This window comes from Micromonospora sp. NPDC127501 (genome assembly GCF_040302185.1).
Lineage (GTDB): Bacteria > Actinomycetota > Actinomycetes > Mycobacteriales > Micromonosporaceae > Micromonospora.
Genome location: NZ_JBEORJ010000012.1, coordinates 121368 through 138083, shown reverse-complemented (window position 1 = coordinate 138083; position 16716 = coordinate 121368). Strand labels below are relative to the sequence as shown.

Here is a 16716-nt window from a genome sequence, read left to right as displayed (position 1 = left end):
CGGTCAGCCGGCGGCCGTGCGGGCGATCAGGTCGTCGAGGACCGCGTGCAGGTCCCCGGCGCGTTCCAGCACCTGCCGCTGCCGCATCGCGCCGGTGCCGTCGCGGCGCAGCCGGGCGAGCTGCGCCAACACGTACCCGAGGTCGCCGTGGCGCAGCAGGGCCGGGGCGATCACCGCCATCAGCTCGTCGACGAGCGCCCAGGCGGGCCGGGTGCCACCGGCACGCAGGTCGATCAGCTCGCCGTCGAGACCGTCGTGGGCGGCCCGCCAGTGCGCCGCGGCGACCAGGCAGTCCCGGACGTCCGGGGCGCTCACCCCGGCGCGTACGTCGTCGGCGAGGGTGGCCACGAGGGACCGGACCAGCGCGGCGACCAGCACCGCGTCGTCCACCTCGGTGCAGACGTCACCGACCCGCACCTCCACCGTCGGGTACGTCGACGACGGCCGGGCGTACCAGTAGACCATCGCCGCGTCGAGCATGATGCCGGCGGCGATCAGCTGGTCGACCGTGCGGTCGTAGTCGGCCGCGGAGTCGAAGTACGGCGTCGGTCCGATGCTGGGCCAACGTTCCAACTGCATCGAGCGCCAGCTGGCGTGCCCGGTGTCGTACCCGTCGTGCAGCGGCGAGTTGGTGGTGATCGCCTGCACGACCGGCAGCCACACCCGCAGGTGGTTGCAGACCTGCACGGCCAGTTCCCGGTCGGGCAGTCCGACGTGCACGTGGCAGCCGCACACCGCCGGGTCGTGGGCCACCGGCCCGTACCGGCGCGACATCGCGTGGTAGCGCGGTTCGTCGGGGACCGTCCGGTGCGGTTCGGCCACCGGGGTGGCGCCGACCGCCACCAGCCGGGCCCCGGCCGCCGTGGCGGCCTCCGCGGCGGAGCGGCGCAACGCCACCAGGTGCGCGCGCAGTTCGGTGAGATCGGCGCAGACCGGGGTGACCATCTCCACCATGCTGTGCCGGAACTCCTGGCGGCTCTGGTCCCGGGCGGTGCCGCGCAGCGCGGCGAGTACCTGGTCGGCGACCGGCAGGTTCCGGCCGCTGCCCGGGTCGAGCAGCAGGTACTCCTCCTCCACCCCGAGCGTGAGGGTGGACAGGTCGGGCACGGTGTCGACGGCGGTCGGTCGGTACGCCATGGCCCCTCCCCATCCCCTGCTGCGGCGGTGCCTCGGGTTCCCGGCCGCCCCTGCGGCAAACGCGCCCTCAGGGCGTCGCCAGGGCCGTCGCGCGGGCGGTGAGGAAGGCCCGTTCGGCCGCGTTGTCCGTCAGGGCGACAGCCGTCCGGTACGCCTCGACGGCCTCCCCGCCCCGGCCGAGCCGAGCCAGCAGGTCGGCGCGGACCACGTGGTAGACGTGGTAGCCGACCAGGTCGAGGCGGTCCACCTCGGTCAGCGCCACCGCCGGTCCGGACAGTTCGGCGAGCGCGACGGCCCGGTTCAGGGCCACCACCGGGCTGGGGGCGACGACCGTCAGCTGGTCGTACAGCTGAAGGATCTGCGCCCAGTCGGTGTCGTCGGCGCGCCGCGCGGCGCTGTGCACGGCGGCGATCGCGGCCTGGATCTGGTACGGGCCGGGCCGGTCGCGGCGCAGGCAGCGGCGCACCAGCGCCTGCCCCTCGGTGATCAGCCCGGCGTCCCACCGGGCCCGGTCCTGGCTCGGCAGCGCCACCAGCTCACCCTCGGCGTTGGTCCGCGCGTCGCGGCGGGACTCGGTGAGCAGCATCAACGCGAGCAGACCGAGCGCCTCCGGCTCGTCCGGCATCAGCTCGACCAGCAGCCGGGTCAGCCGGATCGCCTCGACGCACAGCTCGGCGCGGACCAACTGTCGCCCGGTGCTGGCCGTGTACCCCTCGTTGAAGATCAGATAGAGCACCGCGAGAACCGCGTGCAACCGGTCGGGCAGGTCGGCGTCGCGCGGCACGCGGTACGGGATCCGAGCGTTTCGGATCTTCGACTTGGCGCGGACCAGCCGCTGCGCCATGGTCGGCTCCGGCACCAGGAAGGCTCGGGCGATCTCGGCGGTGCTCAGTCCGCCGAGTAGCCGCAGGGTGAGTGCGACCCGGGTGCTCGGGGCGAGCGCCGGATGGCAGCAGGTGAAGATCAGCCGTAGTCGGTCGTCGTGCACCGGTCCCTCCTCGACGGGACTGTCGGCGGCGAACAAGAGGGCCGCCTGGGCGTGCCGGTCGACCCGGGTCGCGTCGCGACGCAGCCGGTCGATGGCCCGGTTCCGGGCCGTGGTGATGATCCAGCCGGCCGGACTGGGCGGCGGGCCGGTCGTTGGCCAGCGCGCCACAGCGACGACGAAAGCGTCCTGGACGGCCTCCTCGGCGAGGTCGATGTCGCCGAGGAGGCGAACCAGGACGGCGACCGCGCGGCCGTACTCCGCGCGGAACACCGCCTCCACGTCCGGCACTGTCAGTCGCCGGCCCCGCCCTGGAAGGGGCGCACCTCGATCGGCAGGGTGGTGGCCAGCGCGTAACGGCGACCCCAGTGCAGGGCGGCGTCCAGGTCCGGCACGTCGATGATGGTGATGCCGCCCAGGTACTCCTTGCCCTCGACGAACGGGCCGTCGGTGACCAGGACGTCGCCGTCGCGGGCGCGCAGCACGGTGGCGGTCTCCGGGCCGTGCAGTCCCTGACCGAAGACCCACGATCCGGTGGTCGCCAGCTCGTCGCGCATCTCCCCGAGTTGGCGCATCACCCCGGCCAGGAACTCCGGCTCCGGCGGCAGCTCACCCTGCGGCTGGTGGATGCTGAGCAGGTAGAGCGTCATGGTTCCTCCTCACGGGCGGCCGGCCCGTCGCCGACCTCTCATCCTCCACACGATCGGCCGCCGCCCAGATCGACAGGCCGGCGGGAAATTCTCGGCCTCCGACCCGGCCCCGCTGTGCGCCGCGACCGGGGCCGGTAGTCATGCTTGCGACGGACGTACGGCCCGCACCTGCGGACGCCGGTGGGGCGGGTGTACTGGGGGGGCACCGAGGCGGCCACCCGCTGGAGTGGCTACCTGGAGGGCGCGGTGCGCGCCGGTGAGCGGGCGGCGGCCGAGGTGCTGGCCGGCTGAGCCGGCACGACCGAGCCGGCCCGGTCTCGGCGGGACCGGGCCGGCAACGGCCCTGGGTGCTACCCGGCCGGCCCGGTCACACAGGACCGGGCCGGCGCGGGCGCCCCGGTCAGGGGTAGGTGGTCAGGTACACCTGCTGGTTGGCCGCGTTCGCGGTGCCACCGGCGTTGTTGATCACCCGGTTGATGGTGCCGACGCCGCCGAGCGAGACAGTGACCATGTTGGTGAAGCGCACGTTCGGGTTGTTGGGCACCTCGAAGGCCCGCTCCTCCACGACGGCGGGATTGACGTTGAAGTAGCTGTAGCTGCCCAGCCCGAACGCCTGGTGGCTGGTCACCGAATCGGCCACCTTGTACGCGGCGTAGCCCCGGGTCGACCCGTTCATCCAGGCCGCCTGGTTGGGCGGGTCGTACGGCAGCTCGTTCTGGTAGAAGTACGTGCGGCCACCGTTGCCGTTCCAGATGGTCTGGTACTTCTGGTAGTGCTCGACGAAGAGGCCGTACATGGTGACGTTGTCGCCGTTGACGGTGAGCCCGGTGTCGGCGGTGTTCAGCGTCCACCCGGTCGGTACGCCGCTGGCGGCGTGGTCAGCCCGCCACAGCCACATGTGGTCGCCGATCACGTTGTCGCTGTTGACAGTCAGCGTGTTGGTGGCCTTGCCGACGTGCGGTCCACCGATGCGGAAGAACACGTCGTGCAACGAGGTCGGGTTCGTGGCGTGACTCGCGGACGAGCCGGACGGCCCGACCTCCATCAGCACCGGCGAGTTCGTCGTGCCGGCCTCGAACATGATGCCGGCCACCTTCACACCGTCCACATCGGCCACCCGCATGCCCACCGCGCCGTTGTCGGCCTGGATGGTGGCCAGGCCCAGACCGAGGACGACAGTGTCGGCCCGGTTGACCTGGATCGGCTCGGTGACGCGGTGCACGCCGGGGGTGAAGAGCAGGTGCCGCCCCTGGGCGAGGGCCGCGTTGATGGTGGCGGCGCTGGTGCCGGGCTGGACCACGTAGAACTGCGACAGCGAGATGGACGAGCCGGCCGGGGTCTTGTTGTACCAGCTGGTTCCGGTCGAGTTGGTACGCAGCGCCGGCACGAAGACCCGGTACTCACCGGTGCCGTCGACGTAGAGGAACGGCTTCTCCCGTACCTGCGGGGTCTGCGGGATGACGGTGTGCGACGGGTTGGGGAAGCTCGGCGCGGGTGCGCCGTTGACGCCCTGGAAGACCATGTTCCACACCGAGCCGGTCCAGCCGTTGCCGAACTCGCTGTTGCGGGAGTACCACTGCTGCTGCGAGCCGGAGACGACCAGGCCGTCGATGCGGGTGTCGGCCATCAGGCCACCGCTGGACCAGCCGTCGCCGCCGTTCCAGAGCTGGATCTGGTTCTGCGCGCCGCGCAGGTGCATCCGCCGGTACGGTGCCGCCTGGGACACCGCCCAGCGCTCCACGGTCTGCCCGGCGGGCAGGGTGACCGACAGGTTCTCGGCGGCCCGCCAGAAGTTCTGGGTGGCGTTGCCGCCGAACCAGAACGCCTCGGCACGCACGTGGCCGTTGAGGTTGACGTCGTCCGGGCTCATGCCGAGGCCGGCGACCTGGGTGAAGAAGCCGAGGTTGACGTCGGCGGTGTAGGTACCGGGCTTGAACAGCACCGCGTAGCGCTGCGGGCCGAACTGGTTGGTCTCCTGCTGGGTGAAGATGGTGTTCAGTCGACTCTGGATGGTCGACGTCGGCGTGCTCGGGTCGAAGACGAACGTGTTCGGCCCGAGGTTCGGGTTGCGCGGGTCGGTGGGCGTCACCGGGGGCTCGTTGGTGCCGCCGCTCTCGCCGTAGACCTGGAACTCCCAGAGCGAGTACCCGTAGCCGGTGCCCCGGGCGGTGCCGTTCATGCGGACGTAGCGGCCGGCGCCGGAGACGGTGAGGTTCTGTGTCCCTCCGGTGCCGGTGGTGGTCGAGTAGATCGTGGTCCAGGTGGACCCGTTGTCGGAGGTCTGCAGCTGGAAGGCCCGGCCGTAGGCGGCCTCCCAGATCAGGGTGACCTGGGTGATGGTGGCGCGGGCGCCCAGGTCGACCTGGAGCCACTGTGCGTCGCTGAACGCGCTGGACCAACGGGTGCCGGTGTTGCCGTCGACAGCTGCGGCAGCCGGGGTGCCGGCGTTCTCGGTGGATGAGGCGGTGGTCGATCGGCCCTGGGACAGCAGGACGGGGGCGGCGTGCGCGGGTGCGGTGATTCCGGTCGGCGTGAGCGCCGCGACCAGGGCCACGGTGAGCCCGACGAGCAGGTGCCGCACGGCCCGGCGACGCGGGCGTACGGATGTAGCACGAGATGTCATGACATCGCCTGTCGGTAGGGGGTTACGGGTTGCCGCACGGATGGGATCGGACTCGCCCGTGACGCCGTGGATGGTGCCGCCGACGCGGTGCCGCGGGGAGGAGAGCGCTCTCGTAGGAGTGTTGCGGCGAGGTTGCGGCGGCGTCAAGACATCGATCTATAACTTCGTTATTTATCCCGAGGATTCTTTTTGGGTAATTTGCCGTCGGCCTGCGGAGTCGTGCTCCGTCAGCGGCGGACGCCACCCTCGGTGAGGAAGCGGGCGATCGGGAGGGTGGCCGCGCCCAGCGCGACCGCGTCCACCCCGAGCCGGCACAGCTCGATCGACGCCTGCTCGTACGGCTGGCGCAGCGCCTGCCGACCGGCGGCCTCCCGCACGGCCGGCAGCAGGTCACCGAGGGCCATCGCCGCCCAGCCGCCGAGCACCACGCGCTCCGGGTTGAACAGGTTGATCAGGTTGGCCACCCCGGCGCCGAGGTAGCCGGCGGTGTCCTCCAGCACGCGTCGGGCGGTGGCCGAGGTCTCGGCGGCGGCGACCAGCGCGGCGATCTGGGACTCCTCGTCCTCGCCCGGCACCGGTCGACCCCGGCGCGCCTCCCGGTAGCGGTCGATGATCGCCTCCGCCCCCACGTACGCCTCCAGGCACCCGCGCGCGCCGCACCGGCAGACCCGGCCGCCGTACACCAGGGTGGTGTGCCCCCACTCCCCCGCACTGCTGGACGCGCCCCGGTAGGTGGCGCCGTTGGTCACCACCGACGCGCCCACCCCGGAGCCGACCAACGCGAAGACGGCGTGCCGGGCGCCCCGGCCGGCGCCGAACCACATCTCGGCCTGGCCGAGGGTCTTCGCGCCGTTGTCGATGTGCAGTGGCAGGTCGGTGCCGGCGCCGATCAGACGCTCCAGCGGCACCCGGTCCCAGCCGAGAGCCTGGGCGTGCACGACGGCCTCGGTGCCCTGCTCGACCACGCCGGAGACGCCGATGCCGACGCCGAGCACGTCACCGGGGGCCACCCCGGCCTGGCCGGTGACCGCCTCGATGCCGGCCAGCACGTGCCCGGCCACCAGGTCGGGCTCGGTGCGGGCCGGGTCGAGCGGGTACTCGACGCTGGCCAGCAGAGTCATCGCGAAGTCGAACAGCTCCACCCGGACCCGGGTCTCGCCGACGTCCACGCCGATCAGGAAGGCGAAGCGGGGCGCGATCCGCAGCAGCATGCTGGGCCGGCCGCCGTCGGACTCGGCGGCGCCGGCCTCGACCACCAGCCCTTCGTCGATCATGTCGGCCACCACGTTGCTGACCGCGGGCTGGCTCAGCCCGGTGCTGCGCACCAGGTCCTGCCGGGTGAGCGGGCCGTCCAGGAAGAGCTTGGTCAGCAGGGCGGACCGGTTGCGCAACCGCACGCTGCGGTTGGTGGCTCGCGCCAGCTCCACTCGTCACCTCGTTCCCGTCGGCCGTTCGAGGCGACTGTAACCGCCTCGTGCTTGACGACCCACCGACCAGCAACTTTAATGACGACATAAATTAAGCCGTGATGTAACTCCCGGGAAACGCCGACGGACCCCGACGGCGCACCCCCGAACCCTGTCCGCAGCCGGCCCCCGTCGCCCGACCCCTATCGGTGACGAAGGTCGGCGGACCCCCACCACGCACCGGAAGGGCTGACCCGTGTCGAGACGACACCTCGGGATATTCACCGCCGCCGTACTGGCGGCCGCCTCGCTGACCGCCTGCGGAGGCTCCGGCGACGACTCCGCCGCATCGCCCAAGACGCTCACCTACTGGGCCAGCAACCAGGGCCCCAGCCTGGAGGCCGACAAGACCATCCTCCAGCCGGAGTTGGACAAGTTCGAGAAGCAGACCGGGATCAAGGTCACCGTCGAGGTGGTCCCCTGGTCGGATCTGCTCAACCGCCTGCTGGCCGCCGCCGCCTCCGGCAAGGGCCCGGACGTGGTCAACATCGGCAACACCTGGTCGGCGTCGTTGCAGGCCACCGGCGCGCTGGTCGAGTTCGACGACGCCGCCCTACAGGCCGTCGGCGGCAAGGACCGGATCGTGCCCGCCGCGCTCGCCGCCGCCGGCGCGCCCGGCAAGCCGCCGGCCGCCGTGCCGCTCTACAGCATGGCGTACAGCCTGTACTACAACAAGAAGTCGTTCGCCGACGCCGGCATCACCGCACCGCCGACCACCTGGGAACAGCTCGCCGAGTACGGCAAGAAGCTGAGCACCGGCGGCAAGTGGGGCCTGGCGATCGAGGGTGCCAACCCGTCGGAGAACGCCCACCACGCCTTCACCTTCAGCCAGCAGTACGGCGGCGAGTGGTTCGACTCGGCCGGCAAGCCGACCTTCGACACCCCGCAGAACGTCTCGGCGATCAAGCGGTACATCGACTTCATGGCCGCCGACAAGATCACCAACCCGAGCAACGCCGAGTACGCGCAGAACCAGTCGGTCTCCGACTTCGCCAACGGCAAGGCCGCCATGCTGCTGTGGCAGTCCGCCGGGTCGAACCTGAAGACGCAGAACATGCCCGCCGACGCGTACGGGGTGGCCCCGGTGCCGTTCCTGGCCAGCCCGCCGGCCGGCGGCAAGAAGGTCAACAGCATGGTCGCCGGGATCAACATGGCGGTCTTCAAGCACACCAAGAACAAGGACGGTGCGCTGAGCTTCGTCAAGTTCATGACCAGCGACGAGGAGCAGACGATCCTCAACAAGACGTACGGCTCGCTGCCGGCGGTCAAGACCGCCGCCTCCGACCCGGCGTTCAGTGCCACGGAGCAGAAGACCATCCAGGAGACCCTGGTCACCACCGCGGCCCCGCTGCCGCAGGTGCCCGATGAGAGCACCTTCGAGACGCTGGTCGGCACCGCGATGAAGGAGTTGTTCGCCGACGCGGCCAGCGGCAAGCCGGTCACCGAGGAGTCGGTGAAGGCCAAGCTGACCGACGCGCAGCAGAAGATGCGCTGACCCAGGCGTCACCGGTGGCCGTGGTCGGGCGCTGAGCCCGGCCACGGCCACCGCCTCCGAGAGGACCCCGATGGCAACCAGCACCACCGCGCCGGACGCCGACCGGCGCGAACCCCGGGCCGGGTCGCCGGCCCGGGGGCCGGCCCGCCGGCCCCGCGGCCCCCGCCGCTCGCTCCTGCCGTACCTGCTGCTCGCACCGGCCGTCGTGCTGGAACTCGCCATCCACGTGATCCCCATGGTCGTCGGGGTCTGGATGAGCCTGCTGGAGCTGACCCAGTTCCACATCCGCGACTGGTCCACCGCGCCCTTCATCGGGCTGGAGAACTACCGGGCGACGCTCGACCTGAACAGCGCCGCCGGCAAGGAACTGCTGCACTCGTTCTGGATCACCCTGGCCTACAGCCTGCTCTCGGTCGGGTTCGCCTGGCTGCTCGGCATCTCGGCGGCGGTCGTCCTGCAACGGCCGTTCCGTGGACGGGCGATCCTGCGGGCGCTGTTCCTCACCCCGTACGCGCTGCCGGTCTATGCCGCCGTGATCACCTGGAGCTTCCTGCTGCAACGCGACACCGGCCTGGTCAACCACGTGCTCGTGGACCAGCTCGGGCTGATGAACGAACGGCCGTTCTGGTTGATCGGCGACAACAGCTTCTGGTCGCTGCTGGTCGTGTCGGTCTGGCGCAACTGGCCGTTCGCGTTCCTGTGCCTGATGGCCGGGTTGCAGAACGTGCCCGGCGAGCTGTACGAGGCCGCCGCCATCGATGGCGCCGGGTTCTGGCGCCGGCTGCGCTCGGTCACCCTGCCGATGCTGCGGCCGGTCAACCTGGTGCTGCTGCTGGTGCTGTTCCTGTGGACGTTCAACGACTTCAACACCCCGTTCGTACTGTTCGGCGGCTCCGCGCCGGAGCAGGCCGACCTGATCTCCATCCACATCTACCGCAGCTCCTTCAAGACCTGGGACTTCGGCTCCGGGTCGGCGATGTCGGTGGCGCTGCTGCTGTTCCTGCTGGTCGTCTCGGCCGCGTACCTGCTGATCACCAACCGTCGGAGGGACGACCATGCGTGAGACCGCCGGTGAGCGCTGGGGCCGGCGCATCGTGCTGACCCTGCTCACCCTCTTCGTCGTCATCCCGCTCTACGTGATGGTCACCTCGGCGGCGAAGCCGTTGCAGGACGTGCAGAACGGCTTCACCTGGTGGCCCAGCCGGCCCACCCTGCAACCGTTCGTCGACATGTGGAGCACCGTGCCGCTGGCCCGGTACCTGGTGAACAGCCTGGTGGTGTCGAGCATCGCGGCGGTCTGCTCGGTGGCGGTGGCCATCTTCGCCGCGTTCGCGGTGAGCCGGTACCGGTTCCGCGGTCGGGGTGTCTTCTCGGTGACGGTGCTGTCCACGCAGATGTTCCCCGGCATCCTGTTCCTGCTGCCGCTGTTCCTCATCTACGTCAACCTGGGCAACGCCACCGGCATCGAGCTGTACGCCAGCCGTACCGGCCTGGTCATCACGTACCTGACCTTCTCGCTGCCGTTCTCGATCTGGATGCTGGTCGGCTACTTCGACTCGATCCCCCGGGGTCTGGACGAGGCGGCGCAGGTCGACGGCGCCGGTCCGCTGCGCACCCTGTTCCAGGTCATCCTGCCGGCCGCCGTGCCCGGCGTCGTCGCGGTCACCGTGTACGCGTTCATGACCGCGTGGGGTGAGGTGCTCTTCGCGTCGGTGATGACCGACGAGGGCAGCCGCACCCTGGCCGTCGGCCTGCAGGGTTACTCCACCCAGTTCAACGTCTACTGGAACCAGATCATGGCCGCCTCGCTGGTGGTCAGCATCCCGGTCGTCGTCGGGTTCCTGGCCCTGCAGCGCTACTTCGTCGCCGGCCTCACCGCCGGCGCGGTCAAGTGAGTCATCCAACCCCAGAGGAGAACCGACCCGTGCCCGACCTGTCCAAGCTGCCACCCGACTTCCTCTGGGGTGTCGCCACGGCGGCGTACCAGATCGAGGGGGCCGTCGACGTCGACGGCCGGGCGCCGTCCATCTGGGACACCTTCTCGGCGACCCCCGGCAAGGTCGACAACGGCGACACCGGTGCGGTGGCGTGCGACCACTACCACCGGTGGCCGGAGGACCTGGCGCTGCTGCGCCGACTCGGCGTGGACGCGTACCGTTTCTCGGTGGCCTGGCCCCGGGTCATGCCCGACGGCGTCGGGCGGGTCAACACCGCCGGGCTGGACTTCTACGACCGGCTCGTCGACACGTTGCTCACCGACGGGATCCGGCCGTTCGTCACGCTCTACCACTGGGACCTGCCGCAGGTCCTGCAGGACCGGGGCGGTTGGCCGGAGCGCGCCACGGCCGAGGCGTTCGCCGACTACGCGGCGGTGGTCGCCGCCCGCCTCGGTGACCGGGTGGCCGACTGGTGCACTGTCAACGAGCCGCTCTGCGTGTGCTGGATCGGGCACCTGGAGGGCAACATGGCCCCCGGCGAGCGTGACCTCACCCGGGCGGTGCACGCCTCGCACCACGTGCTGCTCGGGCACGGCCTGGCCACCCAGGCGATCCGCGCCCACGCCACCCGGCCGGCGTCTGTGGGTCTGGTGGTGAACCTCAGCCCGATCGAGGCGGCGACCGACCGACCCGAGGACGTCGCGGCGGCCCGCCGGGCCGACGGGCACGTCAACAGGTGGTGGCTGGACCCGATCCACGGGCGCGGCTACCCCGCCGACATGATCGCCACCTACGGGGTCGAGCCGCCGGTACGCGGCGACGACCTGGCGGTGATCGCCACGCCGACGGACTTCCTCGGGGTGAACTACTACTTCCGTCAGTTGGTGGTCGACGACCCGACCGGCCCGGCCCCGTACGCCCGGCAGGTGCCGGTGCCCGGCTCGGTGGAGACCGCGATGGGCTGGGAGATGTACCCGGCGGGACTGGAGCGGCTGCTCGTCGACGTGCACGAGGAGTACCGGCCGGGCCGGATCATCGTCACCGAGAGTGGCTCGGCGTGGCCGGACGAGGTCACCGCGGACGGCACGGTGGAGGACAAGGAACGCACCGACCACCTGGAGCAGCACCTGGCCGCGTGCGCGTCGGCGGTGGCGCGAGGGGTTCCCCTGGACGGCTACTTCGTCTGGTCGCTGCTGGACAACTTCGAGTGGGCGTACGGCTACGACAAGCGCTTCGGGCTGGTGCACGTCGACTACGCCACCCAGCGCCGGACGGTGAAGGCGAGCGGTCTGCGCTACGCCGAGTTGATCCGCGCCCACCAGCGGAACGCCCGCACCACCGGCACGGCGACGCCGGTGGCCTGAACACCGGCGGGTGCGAGCGGCCGCCCGGGGCTTCGGCCCCGGGCGGCCGTTCCCGTTCCGATCGGACGAAACCGCCACCGACCGCGTTGCCGAGTGGCTAGCCTGCGGCAATGTCCGCAGCACCCGACGAGGTCGAGCAGCCCGCCCCCAGGGGGCGGGTGTCCGCCACCGACCGGATGACGGCCTTCAGCGACGGTGTCTTCGCCATCGTCATCACGCTGCTGGTCATCGAGCTGCGGGTGCCCGAGTACCACGAGGGCGAGTTGCTGACCGGCCTGCTCGGCGAGGGCGCCTCCTACCTGGCCTTCGTGGTGTCCTTCGTCTACGTCGGGGTGCTCTGGCTCAACCACCACGCGCTGCTGCGGCTGATCCGCGGCACCACGCTCACGCTGAGCTGGATCAACCTCGGTGTGCTCTTCGGCGCGGTGATCATCCCCTTCCCCACCGCTGTGCTGGCGTCCGCGTTCACCCACGGCGACACCGACGACCAACGCGCGGCCGTCGCCCTGTACGCGCTGGCCGCGGCCCTGATGTCGGCCCCCTGGCTGGTGTTCTTCGGCTACCTGCACCGCCACCCGGCGCTGCTGGAGCGTCGGGTCAGCCCCGACTACGTGCGTACGCAGCGGCTGCGCCCGGTCACCGGCCTGATCCTGTACGGGCTCAGCGGTCTGCTCGGCTGGTTCGTCAGCCCACTGCTGGGCCTGATCGGCGTCATCGTCATGATCAGCTATCACGCGGTGACCAGCGAGGGGCTGCCGCGCTGGCTGACCCGCCGCTGAGCGGGCGGAGTCGGAGCAGGTCGGCCGGGGTGTCCACGTCGGCAGGGGACCCGACGTCGTCACAGGGCACCTCGACCACCAGGTCCGGCCGGTCGCGCAGCAGGTCGCGAGCGCCCCGGTCGCCGAGGGCGTACCCGCTCAGCAGCGGCCAGCTACGTCGAGTCAGCAGGATCGGGTGCCCGGGCCGGCCGGCGTAGGTGGCGACCGCGACGACCGCGCCGTCGGCGTACGCCGTGCGCACCCGGCGCACCGCGACCGGGCTCAGCAGCGGCTGGTCGACGAGGACCACGACGGCGGCCGGCACGGCGGCCGGCAGCGAGGCCAGGCCCCGCAGCAGCGACGAGCCCAGCCCGTCGGACCAGCGATCGTGCCGGACCGGCACCGCGCCGGGCAGGTCGGGCACCTCGTCGGCGCCCGCGCCGAGCACCACGTGCACCGGCGCGCAGCCGCCGTCGCCGAGCAGCCGGATCGCGCGCCGCACCAGCGGCTCGCCGTCCAGCTCGACCAGCGCCTTCGGTCGGCCGTAGCGCCGTCCGGCGCCGGCGGCCAGCAGCAGTCCGGCGGTCACCGTCGTCACCTCCCGTACGAAGCACTTTGCGTTATTCGCCCTGAGATATACCGACAAAGCTAGTCTGGGCCGGTGCAGGGCGGACCGGAGAACGCGACGACGATCGACGAGCGCCACTCGTCCCGGGTGACGGTCGAGGTCAACGGCGCGTCCCGTGAGGTGACCCTGGACAACCGCACCACCCTGCTCGACACGCTGCGCGAGCACCTCGACCTGACCGGGGCGAAGAAGGGCTGCGACCACGGCCAGTGCGGCTCCTGCACGGTGCTGCTCGACGGCCGCCGGGTGAAGAGCTGCCTGGTCTTCGCGGTCACCGTGGACGGCCGCTCGGTGGTGACCGTCGAAGGGCTGGCCGGTCCGGACGGGCTGTCCCCGTTGCAGACCGCCTTCATCGCGCACGACGCGTTCCAGTGCGGCTACTGCACCCCCGGGCAGCTCTGCTCCGCCCGCGGCATGCTCGACGAGGTCTCCCGGGGGTGGCCCAGCGCTGTCACCGACGACCTGAACACGCCCGCCGAGCTGACCGACGCGGAAATCCGCGAGCGGATGGCCGGCAACCTGTGCCGCTGCGCCGCGTACCCGCACATCGTCGCGGCCGTGCGCGAGACGGCGGCGTCCTCGTGAAGGCGTTCCGCTACCACCGGCCCGCCGACGTGGCCGAGGCGGTCGCCGTGCTGGCGGCCGAACCGCAGGCCGCCTACCTGGGCGGGGGAACCAACCTGGTGGACCTCATGAAGCTCGGGGTGCAACGCCCCGACGTGCTGGTGGACGTGACCCGGCTTCCCCTCGACACCGTCGAGGGGCTGCCCGACGGTGGGCTGCGGATCGGCGCGACAGTCCGCAACAGCGACCTCGCGGCCCACCCGGTGGTACGCCGCGACTACCCGGTGCTGGCCCGCGCCCTGCTCGCCGCCGCCTCCGGACAGCTGCGCAACATGGCCACCACCGGCGGCAACCTGTTGCAGCGCACCCGCTGCGTCTACTTCCAGGACACCGGCAAGGCGTGCAACAAACGGGAGCCGGGCAGCGGTTGCGCCGCTCTGCACGGACAGAACCGCGACCTGGCGGTGCTGGACTGGTCCGAGCAGTGCGTGGCCACCCACCCGTCCGACCTGGCCGTCGCGCTGGCCGCCCTCGACACGGTGGTGGAGGTGCACGAGGCCGGCGGCCCCCGCGACATCCCGATCGCCGACTTCTACCGCTCCCCCGGCACCCACCCGGAACGGGAGACCACAGTGGCCCGGGGCGCGCTGATCACCGCCGTACGGCTGCCGCCCCTGCCGGCCGCGCGCCGCTCGACGTACCTCAAGGTGCGCGACCGGGCCTCGTTCGCCTTCGCCGTCGGCTCGGTGGCCGCGGTGCTGGACCTCGACGGGGACGTGGTTCGCGACGTGCGGCTGGCGTACGGGGCGGTGGCGCACCGGCCGTGGCGGGCGTACCGGGCCGAGGACGAGCTGCGCGGTCGTCCGTTCAGCCCCGAGTTGGCCGCCCAGGCCGCCGACGCGGAGCTGGCCGAGGCGCGCCCGTTGCGGCACAACGGCTTCAAGCTGCCGCTGACCCGGGCCATCACCGTGCGGGCGCTCACCGAACTGGCGTCGTCGTGAGCACCGGGGCGGTCGGGCGGGCGTACCCCCGGCTGGAGGGCCCGGCGAAGGTCACCGGCACGGCCCGGTACGCGGTGGAGTACCCGGTGGACGGCGTCAGCTACGGCTGGGCGGTACCGTCGGCGGTGGTGCGGGGCCGGATCACCCGGATCGACACGACGGAGGCGCTGGCCTCGCCCGGTGTGCTGGCCGTGGTGCACCACGGCAACGCGCCCCGGATGGCGCCCGGCCCGCAGCCGGAGCTGCGGCTGTTGCAGGAGCCGACTGTGCACTACCGGGGGCAGTACGTCGCCGTGGTGGTGGCCACCAGCCTGGAGGCGGCGCGCGAGGGCGCCCGTCTGGTCCGCATCGACTACGACACCGGCCCGCACAGCACCGTACTCACCGACGACCACCCCGGCCTGTACAAGCCGGACCAGGTCAACCCCAGCTACCCGACGGACACCGCCGAGGGCGACTTCGACGCCGGGTACGCGGCCGCCCCGGTGCGGGTGGACGTCACCTACCGCACGCCGGCGTACCACAACAACCCGATGGAACCGCACGCCACCACCGCACAGTGGCACGACGGGCGGCTCCTGGTGCACGACTCCACCCAGGGCGCGACGCCGGTGCGCGCCACACTGGCCGAGCTGTTCGAGCTGCCGCCGGAGTCGATCCGCGTCGTCGCCGAGCACGTCGGGGGCGGCTTCGGCAGCAAGGGGTACGCCAAGGCGTCGGTAGTGCTGGCCGCCCTCGCCGCTCGGCACGTGGACCGCCCCGTCAAACTGGCGCTGACCCGCCAGCAACTGTTCGGGCCGGTCGGCTACCGCACCCCCACCATCCAGCGGGTCCGCCTCGCCGCCGACACCGACGGCCGGCTCACCGCCATCTGCCACGACGCGATCAGCCAGACCTCGACCATCCGGGAGTTCGCCGAGCAGACCGCCGTCTACACCCGCAGCATGTACGCCGCACCCCACCGCCGCACCACACACCGGCTGGTCCGCCTCGACGTGCCCACGCCGTTCTGGATGCGCGCCCCCGGCGAGTGCCCCGGCGCGTACGCCCTGGAGTCCGCGGTGGACGAGCTGGCCACCGCCGTCGGCATGGACCCGGTGGAGCTGCGCATCCGCAACGACACCGATGTCGACCCCGACCAGGGACGCCCGTTCACCAGTCGCAACCTGGTGGCCTGCCTGCGCGAGGGCGCACAGCGGTTCGGCTGGGCCGGCCGTGACCCGTCGCCCCGGTCCCGACGTGACGGACGCTGGCTGATCGGGACCGGGGTGGCCGGTTCGAGCTACCCGGCCCGGGCCCGGCCTTCCTCGGCGACGGCCACCGCCCGACCCGACGGGAGCTTCCTGGTCCAGATCAACGCCACCGACATCGGCACCGGCGCCCGGACGGCGATCTGGCAGGTGGCCGCCGACGCGCTCGGAGTGCCGCCGGAGCGGGTGGAGATCCGCATCGGGGACAGCGCGCTGCCGACGGCGGCGCTGGCCGGTGGCTCGATGGGGACCGCCAGCTGGAGCTGGGCGGTGATACGCGCCGCGCAGGCGCTGCGCGAGAAGGTGCGCGACGACGGGCCGCCGACCGGCGAGGTGACCGCCGAGGCGGACACCACCGAGGAGGTGGGCGGGCAGCCCGCGCTGCCCCGGTACGCGTACGGGGCGCACTTCGTCGAGGTACGGGTCGACGCGGACACCGGCGAGGTACGGCTGAACCGGATGCTCGGGGTGTTCGCGGCGGGGCGGGTGGTGAACCCGACGACGGCGCGCAGCCAGCTCATCGGCGGCATGACGATGGGACTGTCGATGGCGCTGCACGAGGAGGGCCTGCTCGACGAGCGGTACGGCGACTGGGTCAACCACGACCTGGCCACCTACCACATCACCGGCTGTGCGGACGTGGAGTCCATCGAGGCGTACTGGTTGGACGAGCGGGACGACGAGCTGAACCCGGCCGGCGTGAAGGGCCTCGGCGAGATCGGCATCGTCGGCGCCGCGGCGGCGGTCGCCAACGCGGTGCACCACGCGACCGGCGTACGGGTCCGGGAGCTGCCGATCCGGCTGGACAAGCTCGTCGGAGTATCAGACTTGGCTTAAATAAGCCGCCAGTGATACAAC

15 protein-coding genes are annotated in these 16716 nt (G+C 71.7%); 9 read left to right on the top strand and 6 right to left on the bottom strand.

Annotated elements, in window-relative coordinates; genetic code table 11:
* Positions 1–3: 3 nt before the first annotated feature.
* From ABTW72_RS25435 to ABTW72_RS25425, 3 genes are all read right to left on the bottom strand, one after another.
* Positions 4–1137, bottom strand: coding sequence for a carboxylate-amine ligase (locus tag ABTW72_RS25435; RefSeq protein ID WP_350862468.1), 1134 nt, complete (start codon positions 1135–1137; stop codon positions 4–6).
* 67 nt (positions 1138–1204) lie between these two features.
* Positions 1205–2413: an RNA polymerase sigma factor gene (locus ABTW72_RS25430; protein WP_350862467.1), complete on the bottom strand. Its 1209-nt coding sequence runs from the start codon at positions 2411–2413 to the stop codon at positions 1205–1207.
* A gap of 2 nt (positions 2414–2415) precedes the next feature.
* A complete protein-coding gene (locus ABTW72_RS25425; RefSeq protein WP_350862466.1) occupies positions 2416–2772 on the bottom strand; it encodes a YciI family protein in 357 nt (118 codons plus the stop codon).
* Positions 2773–2916: 144 nt separating this feature from the next.
* Here ABTW72_RS25425 and ABTW72_RS25420 point away from each other — a divergent pair, with 144 nt between their 5' ends.
* Positions 2917–3063, top strand: a complete 147-nt coding sequence (locus ABTW72_RS25420; RefSeq protein ID WP_350862464.1) for an FAD-dependent oxidoreductase — start codon at positions 2917–2919, stop codon at positions 3061–3063.
* Between the two features lie 109 nt (positions 3064–3172).
* Here ABTW72_RS25420 and ABTW72_RS25415 read toward each other — a convergent pair whose 3' ends face one another.
* Complete coding sequence (locus ABTW72_RS25415) at positions 3173–5395, bottom strand: pectate lyase-like domain-containing protein (protein ID WP_350862462.1); 2223 nt, start codon at positions 5393–5395, stop codon at positions 3173–3175.
* 227 nt (positions 5396–5622) lie between these two features.
* Positions 5623–6822 (bottom strand): ROK family transcriptional regulator, encoded by a 1200-nt coding sequence (locus ABTW72_RS25410; protein WP_112640696.1) that lies wholly within the window; start codon positions 6820–6822, stop codon positions 5623–5625.
* Positions 6823–7057: 235 nt separating this feature from the next.
* On the opposite strand from ABTW72_RS25410, the gene ABTW72_RS25405 reads away from it, so the two are divergent.
* From ABTW72_RS25405 to ABTW72_RS25385, 5 genes are all read left to right on the top strand, one after another.
* Complete coding sequence (locus ABTW72_RS25405) at positions 7058–8356, top strand: ABC transporter substrate-binding protein (protein WP_350862460.1); 1299 nt, start codon at positions 7058–7060, stop codon at positions 8354–8356.
* A 70-nt stretch (positions 8357–8426) separates the two neighbouring features.
* On the top strand, positions 8427–9419 hold the full coding sequence (locus ABTW72_RS25400) for a carbohydrate ABC transporter permease (RefSeq protein WP_112673016.1): 993 nt from the start codon (positions 8427–8429) through the stop codon (positions 9417–9419).
* A complete protein-coding gene (locus ABTW72_RS25395) occupies positions 9412–10251 on the top strand; it encodes a carbohydrate ABC transporter permease (protein ID WP_088989328.1) in 840 nt (279 codons plus the stop codon). Before ABTW72_RS25400 ends, ABTW72_RS25395 begins: the two co-directional genes overlap by 8 nt.
* A 29-nt stretch (positions 10252–10280) precedes the next feature.
* Positions 10281–11657 carry a GH1 family beta-glucosidase gene (locus ABTW72_RS25390; RefSeq protein ID WP_350862458.1) on the top strand — a complete coding sequence of 459 codons (1377 nt, stop codon included), beginning with the start codon at positions 10281–10283 and terminating at the stop codon, positions 11655–11657.
* A 110-nt stretch (positions 11658–11767) separates the two neighbouring features.
* Positions 11768–12436 carry a TMEM175 family protein gene (locus tag ABTW72_RS25385; protein WP_350862456.1) on the top strand — a complete coding sequence of 223 codons (669 nt, stop codon included), beginning with the start codon at positions 11768–11770 and terminating at the stop codon, positions 12434–12436.
* On the opposite strand, the gene ABTW72_RS25380 is transcribed toward ABTW72_RS25385, so the two are convergent.
* A complete protein-coding gene (locus ABTW72_RS25380) occupies positions 12381–13004 on the bottom strand; it encodes a nucleotidyltransferase family protein (protein ID WP_350862454.1) in 624 nt (207 codons plus the stop codon). The two genes, ABTW72_RS25385 and ABTW72_RS25380, sit on opposite strands and share 56 nt — an antisense overlap.
* Before the next feature lie 126 nt (positions 13005–13130).
* On the opposite strand from ABTW72_RS25380, the gene ABTW72_RS25375 reads away from it, so the two are divergent.
* From ABTW72_RS25375 to ABTW72_RS25365, 3 genes are read left to right on the top strand one after another with little or no spacing between them, the layout of a single operon-like run.
* Complete coding sequence (locus tag ABTW72_RS25375; protein WP_350862696.1) at positions 13131–13628, top strand: 2Fe-2S iron-sulfur cluster-binding protein; 498 nt, start codon at positions 13131–13133, stop codon at positions 13626–13628.
* Entirely contained in the window at positions 13625–14608 is a 984-nt protein-coding gene (locus ABTW72_RS25370; RefSeq protein ID WP_350862452.1) for an FAD binding domain-containing protein, read from the top strand. Before ABTW72_RS25375 ends, ABTW72_RS25370 begins: the two co-directional genes overlap by 4 nt.
* Entirely contained in the window at positions 14605–16695 is a 2091-nt protein-coding gene (locus tag ABTW72_RS25365) for a xanthine dehydrogenase family protein molybdopterin-binding subunit (protein ID WP_350862450.1), read from the top strand. The genes ABTW72_RS25370 and ABTW72_RS25365 overlap by 4 nt, the downstream gene beginning before the upstream one ends.
* The last annotated feature ends 21 nt before the right edge of the window (positions 16696–16716 follow it).

Bases quoted from the DNA above. Each gene is read 5' to 3' on its own strand.
- ABTW72_RS25395 (WP_088989328.1), top strand. From the start codon at position 9,412: ATGCGTGAGACCGCCGGTGAGCGCTGGGGCCGGCGCATCGTGCTGACC.
- ABTW72_RS25415 (WP_350862462.1), bottom strand. From the start codon at position 5,395: ATGACATCTCGTGCTACATCCGTACGCCCGCGTCGCCGGGCCGTGCGG.
- ABTW72_RS25385 (WP_350862456.1), top strand. From the start codon at position 11,768: ATGTCCGCAGCACCCGACGAGGTCGAGCAGCCCGCCCCCAGGGGGCGG.
- ABTW72_RS25425 (WP_350862466.1), bottom strand. From the start codon at position 2,772: ATGACGCTCTACCTGCTCAGCATCCACCAGCCGCAGGGTGAGCTGCCG.
- ABTW72_RS25435 (WP_350862468.1), bottom strand. From the start codon at position 1,137: ATGGCGTACCGACCGACCGCCGTCGACACCGTGCCCGACCTGTCCACC.
- ABTW72_RS25400 (WP_112673016.1), top strand. From the start codon at position 8,427: ATGGCAACCAGCACCACCGCGCCGGACGCCGACCGGCGCGAACCCCGG.